The organism is Micromonospora sp. 4G55, assembly GCF_016803375.1.
The window spans coordinates 1-10134 of sequence record NZ_JAEVHN010000198.1 but is presented as its reverse complement, the minus strand read 5'-3'; the positions used below and the strand labels follow the sequence as shown (position 1 = coordinate 10134).

At 72.2% G+C, this 10134-nt stretch carries 7 protein-coding genes and 2 pseudogenes; 4 read left to right on the top strand and 5 right to left on the bottom strand.

What is annotated here, in order from left to right; translation table 11 throughout:
• Nucleotides 1-24: 24 nt before the first annotated feature.
• The 5 genes and pseudogenes from JNW89_RS17600 to JNW89_RS17580 all read right to left on the bottom strand — a co-directional run bounded on the left by JNW89_RS17600 (nucleotide 25) and on the right by JNW89_RS17580 (nucleotide 5407).
• Nucleotides 25-1713, bottom strand: a complete 1689-nt coding sequence (locus JNW89_RS17600) for a methylmalonyl-CoA mutase (protein WP_238449745.1) — start codon at nucleotides 1711-1713, stop codon at nucleotides 25-27.
• Between the two features lie 95 nt (nucleotides 1714-1808).
• On the bottom strand, nucleotides 1809-2210 hold the full coding sequence (locus JNW89_RS17595; protein WP_238449744.1) for an Asp23/Gls24 family envelope stress response protein: 402 nt from the start codon (nucleotides 2208-2210) through the stop codon (nucleotides 1809-1811).
• An 83-nt stretch (nucleotides 2211-2293) separates the two neighbouring features.
• Nucleotides 2294-3136 (bottom strand): hypothetical protein, encoded by an 843-nt coding sequence (locus JNW89_RS17590; RefSeq protein WP_238449743.1) that lies wholly within the window; start codon nucleotides 3134-3136, stop codon nucleotides 2294-2296.
• A gap of 71 nt (nucleotides 3137-3207) precedes the next feature.
• Nucleotides 3208-4211 (bottom strand): annotated as a pseudogene (gene meaB / locus JNW89_RS17585) (methylmalonyl Co-A mutase-associated GTPase MeaB).
• A complete protein-coding gene (locus JNW89_RS17580; protein ID WP_238449742.1) occupies nucleotides 4208-5407 on the bottom strand; it encodes an acetyl-CoA C-acetyltransferase in 1200 nt (399 codons plus the stop codon). Before JNW89_RS17580 ends, meaB begins: the two are co-directional and overlap by 4 nt.
• 62 nt (nucleotides 5408-5469) lie before the next feature.
• Between JNW89_RS17580 and mce the strand changes: the two genes are divergently transcribed.
• The 4 genes and pseudogenes from mce to JNW89_RS17560 form a co-directional block, all read left to right on the top strand.
• Nucleotides 5470-5946: a methylmalonyl-CoA epimerase gene (mce, locus tag JNW89_RS17575; RefSeq protein WP_238449741.1), complete on the top strand. Its 477-nt coding sequence runs from the start codon at nucleotides 5470-5472 to the stop codon at nucleotides 5944-5946.
• Between the two features lie 347 nt (nucleotides 5947-6293).
• On the top strand, nucleotides 6294-7649 hold the full coding sequence (ccrA, locus tag JNW89_RS17570; RefSeq protein WP_238449746.1) for a crotonyl-CoA carboxylase/reductase: 1356 nt from the start codon (nucleotides 6294-6296) through the stop codon (nucleotides 7647-7649).
• A 279-nt stretch (nucleotides 7650-7928) separates the two neighbouring features.
• Nucleotides 7929-9197 (top strand): cell division protein DivIVA, encoded by a 1269-nt coding sequence (locus JNW89_RS17565; RefSeq protein WP_238449740.1) that lies wholly within the window; start codon nucleotides 7929-7931, stop codon nucleotides 9195-9197.
• Nucleotides 9198-9375: 178 nt separating this feature from the next.
• A pseudogene (locus tag JNW89_RS17560) lies at nucleotides 9376-10134 on the top strand (hypothetical protein); the annotation flags it as partial.

The window sequence follows — 10134 nt, the reverse complement described above, 5'->3', positions numbered from 1 at the left end:
GGGCAGGGTGGGGGTGGGGTGGGGTTAGAAGCGGGCGGGTTCGCGGTAGATGCCCCACTCGGCGCGGAGGGCGTCGCAGATCTCGCCGAGGGTGGCCTCGGCGCGGACGGCGTCGAGCATGGCCGGGATCATGTTCTCGCCGGTGCGGCCGACCTCGACCATCCGGGCGACGGCGGCCTTGACGGCGGCGTCGTCGCGGGCGGCCTTGCGCTCGGCCAGCAGCCGGCGCTGCTCCAGCTCCACCTCGTGCGAGATGCGCAGGATCTCCAGCTCCTTGGCGACCGTGCCGGTGTGGCAGTTGACGCCGACGATCCGCTTGTCGCCCTTCTCCAGCGCCTGCTGGTAGACGAAGGCCGACTCGGCGATGTGGCCGGTGAACCAGCCGTCCTCGATGCCGCGCAGGATGCCGGAGGTCATCGGGCCGATCTGGTGCGGGCCCTCGCCGCCGAGCTGCCGGATCCGGGCGAAGATCTCCTCCGCCTCGGCCTCGATCTTGTCGGTGAGCGCCTCGACGTACCAGGAGCCGCCGAGCGGGTCGGCGACGTTGACCACGCCGGTCTCCTCCATCAGCACCTGCTGGGTACGCAGGGCGATCTCGGCGGACTCGTCGGTGGGCAGGGCCAAGGTCTCGTCGAGGGCGTTGGTGTGCAGCGAGTTGGTCCCGCCGAGCACCGCGGCGAGCGCCTCCACGGCGGTCCGTACCACGTTGTTGACCGGCTGCTGCGCGGTCAGCGACACCCCGGCGGTCTGGGTGTGGAACCGCAGCCAGAGCGCCTTCTCGCTGGTCGCGCCGTAGACGTCGCGCAGCCAGCGGGCCCAGATCCGGCGGGCGGCGCGGAACTTGGCGATCTCCTCGAAGAAGTCGACGTGCGAGTCGAAGAAGAAGCTCAGGCCCGGGGCGAAGACGTTGACGTCCAGCCCGCGGCTCAGCCCCAGCTCGACGTAGCCGAAGCCGTCGGCCAGGGTGTACGCCAGCTCCTGCGCGGCGGTCGCCCCGGCCTCGCGGATGTGGTAGCCGGAGACCGAGAGGGGCTTGTACCGCGGGATCTCCCGGGCGCAGTACTCCATCAGGTCGCCGATCAGGCGCAGGTGCGGCTCGGGGTCGAAGAGCCACTCCTTCTGCGCGATGTACTCCTTGAAGATGTCCGTCTGCAGCGTCCCGTCCAGCTTGGACAGGTCGACGCCCTGCCGCTCGGCGGCGACCAGGTACATGCAGAAGACCGGCACGGCCGGGCCGGAGATGGTCATCGAGGTGGTGACGCCGGCCAGGTCGATGCCGTCGAAGAGCGTCTCCATGTCGGCGGCGCTGTCCACCGCGACGCCGCAGTGGCCGACCTCGCCGAGCGACTGCGGGTCGTCGGAGTCGCGCCCCATCAGGGTCGGCATGTCGAAGGCGACGGAGAGCCCACCGCCGCCGGCGCCCAGGATCATCTTGTAGCGCTCGTTGGTCTGCTGGGCGTTGCCGAACCCGGCGAACTGCCGGATCGTCCAGGTGCGCCCCCGGTAGCCGGTCGGGTAGAGCCCCCGGGTGTACGGGAACTCGCCCGGCCAGCCGATCCGGTCGAAGCCCGGGTACGCGGTGCCCTCCGGCGGTCCGTAGACCGGGTCGACGGTCATCCCGGACAGCGTGGTGAAGTCGGCGTCCCGCTTTCGCGCGGCGTCGTAGCGGGCCTGCCAGCGTGCCCGTCCGGCTGCGATCTCGTCGGCGTTCATCCGCGGGGCTCCTCCTCGAGTCCTCGACTGAACACCGAGTGTAGAACGGAGTCCTGAACGATCGCTAAGGAAGTCCGTACCGGTCGGTAACCTGATCAGGCCGGGGCGTCGAGCGCGACATCGTCCACCCGGATGTTGATCTCGTCGGCGCGCAGCCCGTACGCCTCGACCGCCGCCGTCACCGCGACCCGCACCGCGTCGGTCACCTGCGGCACCGGGTGCCCGGCGGAGATCACCAGCACCAGGTTGACCACCGCCCCGCCGTCGGTCACGTGCGCCGAGCAGCCCCGCCGCGCGTCGCCCACCTGGTCCAGGCCGACCCGGTCGAGCACGGCGTTGAAGAACCGGGCGACGTCGCCACCGAGCTCGGCCACCCCGGGCACGGACTTCGCGGCGGCCACCGCGATCTTCTCCACCACCTCGTCGGAGACCTGCGTCGTCCCGCCCGCCACCGCGTCCGGAGTCACCGACAGCTCCTGCGTCGCCTCGTCAGCCATGCTCTCCCCGCCCACTCGTCCAGTCCGCTACCGCCGTGCGGCGGTGCGAGCGTACTAGCCGGCCGGGATCCGCAGTGGACCCGTCAGGCGCGGGTCCGCCCCTCGACGATCCGGCGCACCGCCGCCGGCGTGGCCAACTCGTCCCGCAGCTCGGGATGGGCCAGGTAGAAGGCCACCGCCTGCCGCACCACCTCGCGGTCGGCGGCCAGCCAGTAGGTGCGGACCACCAGGAAGGGCAGGAATTGCAGCTCCCCGGTGTCGAACCGGCCGGTGTGCCGGCGCAGCACGCTCGCCGGCGCCGGCTCCGCCTTCACCACCAGCACCGACGTCCTCAGGCTGGTCGCGGCCACGGCGTGCACGGCGGCCCACGGTACGGAGTAGAAACTGGTCAACCCGGCGTGCGCGATCCCGGCCGGAGAGAGCAGCAGCCCACCGGGGGCCAGCCGGAGCATGACCACCAGGTGCCAGCCGAGCAGCGCCGCCCCGCCGGCCAGGACGGCCGCCGAGACCCAACCGAGGACTCCGCCCCACACCGTCGCCGCCCCGACGGCCATGCCGAGCGCGAACAGTGCACACGCCGCCGTCACCGCGCCGAACCAGCCGTACGCGGCGGCCCGGTAGCCGAACCGCACCGCCCGGGTGCCGCCGCCGGGCCACGGCACCAGGGTCGTCGCGGCTCCGGAGCCCCGGGACGACGCCACCAGGAGCAGCCCGATCAGGGATCCGAAGAGCGGGAGCAGGACAGCGCCGCCCACGACGAGCACCGGATCGCGACCGATGACGCCGCCGGCCAGCGCCGCCAGCCCGCAGACCGCCAGCACGACGAAGAGCGCCAGCCCCGGCAGCGCTGACCGCGACAGCCGCCCACCGGCCCAACCGCCCGGGGTCGCGTGCCCGTCCCGCGCTGGAGTTCCCTCCGCCGCCATGGCGCCCTCCCCCTGGGGTGCGGCCGTCGGCGGCATGGTGCCCCGGGTGGAAGATCGCCAATCCCCGGCGATCAGGCGCCGAGCTGCTCCAGCAACTCGTCCGCGGCGGCGTACGGGTCGAGCGCGCCCTCGGCCACCTTGGCGGCGAGCGTCGACAGCTCCGTACCGTCGCGCAGTGAACCGATCCGGGCGCGGAGCGCGCCGAGCGCGATCGCCTCGATCTCGGCGGCGGCCCGCGTCTCCCGGCGGCGGCGCAGCTCGTCGTGCTGCTCCAGCCAGCCGCGGTGCTTGTCGATGGCGGCGGCGATGTCGTCGATCCCCTCGCCGCGCGCGGCGATCGCCCGGACCACCTGCGGACGCCACTCGCCGGGCCCCCGCTCACCGAGGGCGATCATGCCCTGGATGTCGCGGACCGTCGCGTCGGCGCCGTCCCGGTCGGCCTTGTTGACCACGAAGACGTCGGCGATCTCCAGGATGCCGGCCTTGACCGCCTGGATCGCGTCGCCCATGCCGGGGGCCAGCAGGACCAGGGTGGTGTCGGCGAGCGAGGCCACCTCGACCTCGGCCTGGCCGACCCCGACGGTCTCCACCAGCACCACGTCGCAGCCGGCGCCCTCCAGCACCCGCACCGCCTGCGGGGTGGCCGCGGACAGCCCGCCGAGGTGGCCCCGGCTGGACATCGAGCGGATGTAGACCCCCGGGTCGGTGGCGTGGTCCTGCATCCGGACCCGGTCGCCGAGGATCGCGCCGCCGGTGAACGGGCTGGACGGGTCGATCGCCAGCACACCGACCCGGTGACCGCGCGCCCGCAGCGCGCGCACCAGCTCGTTGGTGGTGGTCGACTTGCCCACCCCGGGCGAGCCGTCAGGCCCACCACCTGGGCCTGACCGGCGTACGGCGCGAGGGCCGCCGCGACCTGCGGCAGCACCTCGTCGCCGGACTCGACCAGGGTGATCAGCCGGGCCACCGCGCGGGGGTCACCCGCGCGGGCCCGCTCCACCAGCATCGGTACGTCCCGGCTGCGGCGCACCGGCCCGGTGGCCGTTGCCGGGGCGTGATCGACGGCGTCGCTCACTGCTCGGTCTCGCCACCGTTCGGAACGTGGATGATCAGCGCGTCGCCCTGACCGCCACCGCCGCAGAGCGCGGCCGCGCCGGTGCCGCCGCCCCGGCGCTTGAGCTCCAGCGCGAGGGTGAGCACCAGCCGAGCGCCGGACATGCCGATCGGGTGACCCAGCGCGATCGCGCCACCGTTGACGTTGACCTTGTCCGGGCTGATCCCGAGGTCGCGGGCCGACTGGATGCCGACCTGGGCGAACGCCTCGTTGATCTCGATCAGGTCCAGGTCGGAGACGCTCAGCCCGCCCTTCTTGAGGGCGTGCTGGATGGCGTTGGACGGCTGCGAGTGCAGCGAGTTGTCCGGCCCCGCGACGTTGCCGTGCGCGCCGATCTCGGCCAGCCAGGTCAGCCCCAGCTCCTTGGCCTTGGCCTTGCTCATCACGACCACGGCGGCGGCGCCGTCGGAGATCGGCGAGGAGCTGCCGGCGGTGATGGTGCCGTCCTTGGTGAACGCCGGGCGCAGCTTCGCCAGCGACTCGGCCGTGGTGTCGGGACGGATGCCCTCGTCCTCGCTGATCACCAGCGGCTCGCCCTTGCGCTGCGGGATGACCACCGGGGTGATCTCGTCGGCGAAGTGGCCGTTCTTCTGCGCGGCGGCGGCCCGCTGGTGGCTGGTCGCGGCGAACGCGTCCTGCTCCTCGCGGGTGATGCCGTGCCGCACGCCGTGCTTCTCGGTGGACTCGCCCATCGCGCAGCAGTCCCAGGCGTCGGTCAGCCCGTCGAGCGCCATGTGGTCCTTGATCGTGACGTCGCCGTACTTGTAGCCGGAGCGCTGGCCGAGCAGCAGGTGCGGGGCGTTGGTCATCGACTCCATGCCGCCGGCCACCACGATGTCGAACTCACCGGCCCGAATGAGCTGGTCGGCCAGGGCGATCGCGTCCAGGCCGGAGAGGCAGACCTTGTTGATGGTCAGCGCCGGTACGGACATCGGGATGCCGGCCTCGACCGCCGCCTGCCGGGCCGGGATCTGCCCAGCGCCGGCCTGGAGCACCTGCCCCATGATCACGTACTGCACCTGGTCCGGAGCGACGCCGGCGCGCTCCAACGCCGCCTTGATCGCGACGCCGCCGAGCTTCGTCGCCGGGAGGTCCTTGAGGTTGCCCAGCAGGCGCCCCATGGGGGTCCGCGCGCCGCTGATGATCACCGAAGCCATTGCCTGCCTCCGAGGGGGTGCCGACCTGTACGCCTTAACGATTGTTCGGTCAGACTAGCGCCATGGCTGAGAACTCCCCCGTCGAGCCCGCTGCCGACTATGTCACAGACATCGGCCTGCGCCGCATCGACCACGTCGGGGTCGCGGTCGCCGACCTCGACGCCGCGATCGACTTCTACCAACGCACCTTCGGCATGCGCTGCGTGCACGTCGAGACCAACACCGAGCAGGGCGTACGCGAGGCGATGCTGGCCGTCGGCCCGACCACCGAGGGCGGCTGCGTGCAGCTGCTCGCCCCGCTGACCCCGGAGTCGACCATCGCCAAGTTCCTGGACCGCAACGGGCCGGGCGTGCAGCAGGTGGCGTACACGGTGGCCGACATCGACGCCGCCTGCGCCGCGCTGCGCGAGCGGGGCGTACGGCTGCTCTACGAGAAGCCGAAGCGCGGCACCGCGGACTCCCGGATCAACTTCGTGCACCCCAAGGACGCCGGCGGTGTCCTGGTCGAGCTGGTCGAACCGGCCCCCGACGCCCACTGACCGCGCCTCGCCCGTCCCGCCGTTTGCGGCGTGTCGCGGTGTCCCGGTCGCCGGACACCGCGACACGCCGCGAACGGGGCCGGCGGACCCGCCGGCCGGCCCCGGAGACGGGGCGGAGCGCGGGGGTGCGCGGTACGGGTGCGGCGTGGACACCTCCACGCATCGGCCAATGCAGTTTTTCACAGAGGCCTTCCCGCCCTAGCTACCGTTCAGTAACGTCCCGGCCCAACAAGGAGCGCGACCGGTGCCGGATGTGTCGATTGCCGACATGGCGGTCGGTCGCACCGGCGCCGACGATGGCAGCACCCCTGCCCCCCGGCGTGGGTGCGGACGAACGGGAGGTCACCGTGCAGGACATCCTCGAAGCGATCATGGCGGCGGAAGGCTCCGACCGACCGGAGCGCGAACTCGCCGGTCTCGCCGGACTGCCGGTACCGGAGACCTACCGCGGCGTGGTCGTCCGGGCCGAGGACACCCGGATGTTCGACGGGATGGCCACCCGCGACAAGGACCCGCGCAAGGCCCTGCACCTGCAGGAGGTGCCCACCCCGGAACTCGCCCCGGGCGAGGCCCTGGTCGCGGTGATGGCCAGCGCCATCAACTACAACACGGTCTGGACCAGCATCTTCGAGCCGCTGCCGACCTTCAAGTTCCTTCAGCGCTACGGCCGGCTCTCCGAGCTGACCCGCCGGCACGACCTGCCGTACCACGTGGTGGGTTCGGACGCGGCGGGCGTGGTGCTGCGCACCGGCCCCGGCGTGACCAAGTGGAAGGCCGGCGACGAGGTCGTCGCGCACTGTCTCTCGGTGGAGCTGGAGGACGCGGCCGGCCACGACGACACCATGCTCGACCCGCAGCAGCGGATCTGGGGCTTCGAGACCAACTTCGGCGGCCTGGCCGAGCTGTGCGTGGTCAAGGCCAACCAGCTGATGCCCAAGCCGCGCCACCTGAGCTGGGAGGAGGCGGCCAGCCCGGGGCTGGTCAACTCGACCGCGTACCGGCAGCTGGTCTCGCACCACGGCGCGAACATGAAGCAGGGCGACGTGGTGCTGATCTGGGGCGCCTCCGGCGGCCTGGGCGGCTACGCCACCCAGATGGCGCTCAACGGCGGCGCGATCCCGGTCTGCGTGGTCTCCTCGCCGGAGAAGGCCGAGCTGTGCCGGAAGATGGGCGCCGAGCTGGTCATCGACCGCACCGCCGAGGGCTTCCGGTTCTGGAAGGACGAGCAGACCCAGGACCAGGACGAGTGGCGCCGCTTCGGCGAGCGGATCCGCGAGCTCACCGGCGGCGAGGACCCGGACATCGTCTTCGAGCACCCCGGCAGGGAGACCTTCGGCGCCAGCGTCTACGTCGCCAAGAAGGGCGGCACCATCGTCACCTGTGCCTCCACCAGCGGCTACCAGCACCAGTACGACAACCGTTACCTGTGGATGCACCTCAAGCGGATCGTCGGCAGCCACTTCGCCAACTACCGGGAGGCGTGGGAGGCCAACCGCCTGGTGGCCCTCGGCCTGATCCACCCGACGGTGTCGAGGACCTACCCGCTGGAGCAGACCGGCCAGGCGGCGTACGAGGTGCACCGCAACGCCCACCAGGGCAAGGTCGGCGTGCGCTGCCTCGCTCCCACCGACGGGCTGGGCGTCCGGGACACCGAGCTGCGCTCCCGGCACGAGGACGCGATCAACCGGTTCCGCGGCCACTGAGCCGTCCGGGTGATGCCGGCATGCCCATTGCGGTGAGGCGGCCATTGCCTTTCCACATGGGCGGCGCACCCCCATTCGAGTGACATCGGACAAAGGGCCGCGGGCATCCCCCGCGGCCCTTTTCCCGCTCACTCGGCGTGACCTCGGCCCGCCCGGGACCTGCCAAGATCGCCGATTGGTCCGGTGTCCGCCGAGCGCGGAAGTTGACCATGTAATGAGGACACGAAAGCTCGGGACCGCTCTTGCGAACGACCCCGGGGGGTCTGCAAGTATGTCCCAATGCCCCAGCAGCAGTCCTCCCCTCTCGCGTTCTTCGATAACGCGAACTCGCAGCCAGATTTCACCGTCGGCCTGCGCGGATACAACACCCACCAGGTCGATGACTTCATCGGCCGGATGACCGCCGCGCTGACCCAGTCCGAGCAGGCCCGCGCCGAGGCCGAGCAGCGGATGAACGACGCCCAGCGTCGGCTCCGCCAGGCCGAGCAGCGCCAGAGCGCGCTCGAGCAGAAGCTCACCGACACCAACAAGCAGCTCGAGGAGAACAGCCGGCCGACCCTCTCCGGCCTGGGCACTCGCGTCGAGCAGATCCTGCGGTTGGCCGAGGAGCAGGCCAACGACCACCGCAACGAGGCCAAGCGCGAGTCGGAGGGCATCCTCTCCGCGGCCCGCCTGGAGGCTCGGGAGATCACCGACAAGGCGCGCGCCGAGGCGGCGGCGATGAAGGCCACCGCCGAGCGGGAGGCCGGCAACGTCCGCACCACCGCCGAGCGCGAGGCCGCCGAGGTCCGCGTGCAGGCCCGCCGCGAGGCCGACACCCTGCGCGCCGACGCCGACCGGGAGACCAAGCAGCTGCGTACGGTCACCGCGCACGAGGTGGCTGAGCTGAAGTCCACGGTCGAGCGGGAGGTCGCCACCCTGCGCGCCACCGCCGAGCGGGAGATCACCCAGCAGCGGGCCAAGGCCGCGCGCGAGGCCGAGGAGAAGCGGGCCGAGGCGACCAAGCTGCTCACCGACGCCCGCGACAAGCGGGACAAGGACCTCCAGGCCCTGGAGCTGCAGCTCGCCGAGCGCCGCGAGAAGGCCGAGCGCGAGGAGTCCGAGCGGCACGCCGCGCAGGTCGCGCAGACCCAGAAGCTGGTCGGCGAGGCCGAGCAGCGGGCCCGCGCCGCCCAGGAGCGCGCCAAGGAGATCGAGCAGCGCGCCGAGGCCCGCCGGATCGAGTCCGAGCGCACCGCCAACGAGACCGTCGACAAGGCCAAGGCGCTCGCCGACAAGACCCTCAACGAGGCCAAGGCCGAGGCGAACCGGCTGCTCACCGAGGCGCGCACCGAGGCCGAGCTGACCACCCAGGCGGCCCGCCGCGAGGTCGAGGACCTCACCCGCCAGAAGGACGCCGTCACCTCGCAGCTCGGCCAGATGCTCTCCGGCCTGGCCGGCATCGTGCCGGGTGTGCCGGCCCAGCAGCCGGCCGCCGCACCGGCGAAGCCGGAGGCCGCCAAGGCCGCCGGCACCGAGCAGCGGGCGACCGCGGAGACGGCCAGCTGACCCACCGCACCGTCGGGGCATGAGTTCACGGCGCGGGGTGACACCGGGTGACCGGTGGCGCCCCGCGCCGTATGCGTTTCCCAACCCCTGATACGGCCGGTACGACCGTGATGAAGTAGGTCGCAACAGGGGCGTCCGTATCGCCCCAGCAGGACCGGATGCGTGTGAGGATGGGGGCATGTCGCACGGCGAGGAACTGTTCGCTCTCGGCGGGGACGTGACCACGGAGCCCAGCTTCGAGTCCGCCCTGCGGGGGTACGAGAAACGACAGGTCGACCGGTACGTCGCTCGTGCGGAGCACGAGATCGCGACCCTGACGGCCGAGCGGGAACAGGCGTACACCCAGATCCACAAGCTGGCCGGGCAGGTCGAGCATCTCCAGCGGGACCTGGCCCAGGTGCGCAAGCAGATCGGCGTGGTGGACCGCGCCTCGTTCAAGCACCTGGGACCCCGGGTCGAGCAGATCCTCGCCCTCGCCGAGGAGCAGGCGGACGCCATCCTGAGCGCCGCCAGCGAGGAGATCGAGGCCCGTCGCGCCGCCGCCGAGCACATCATCGACGAGGCCCGCGAGCAGGCCGCCCAGGCGCTCAAGGACTTCGAGATCGCGTTGGCGGCGCGGCGCGCCGAGGAGGAGCGGCACACCGCCGCCCGTAAGGCCGAGTCGGCGGCCGCGCTCAAGAGCGCCAAGGAGGACGCGGCCCGGCTGCGGGCCACGGCCCAGGACGAGTCGAATCGGCTACGCGCCACCGCCCAGGACGAGTCGACCCGGCTGCGCACCGCCGCCCAGGAGGCGCTGACGAAGGCGCAGCAGGAGGCCACCCAGCTCCGCAACACGGCCAAGGAGATCCACAGCCGGGCCCAGCAGGACGCGGGCGACCCACGCCAAGGCCCTCCAGGAGGCCAAGCGGATCACCGACGACGCCGAGGAGGCCGCGAA

Excerpts from the sequence above, each read along its gene's own strand:
- JNW89_RS17600 (WP_238449745.1), bottom strand. The coding sequence starts at position 1,713 with ATGAACGCCGACGAGATCGCAGCCGGACGGGCACGCTGGCAGGCCCGC.
- JNW89_RS17595 (WP_238449744.1), bottom strand. The coding sequence starts at position 2,210 with ATGGCTGACGAGGCGACGCAGGAGCTGTCGGTGACTCCGGACGCGGTG.
- JNW89_RS17590 (WP_238449743.1), bottom strand. The coding sequence starts at position 3,136 with ATGGCGGCGGAGGGAACTCCAGCGCGGGACGGGCACGCGACCCCGGGC.
- JNW89_RS17580 (WP_238449742.1), bottom strand. The coding sequence starts at position 5,407 with ATGGCTTCGGTGATCATCAGCGGCGCGCGGACCCCCATGGGGCGCCTG.
- mce (WP_238449741.1), top strand. The coding sequence starts at position 5,470 with ATGGCTGAGAACTCCCCCGTCGAGCCCGCTGCCGACTATGTCACAGAC.
- JNW89_RS17565 (WP_238449740.1), top strand. The coding sequence starts at position 7,929 with ATGCCCCAGCAGCAGTCCTCCCCTCTCGCGTTCTTCGATAACGCGAAC.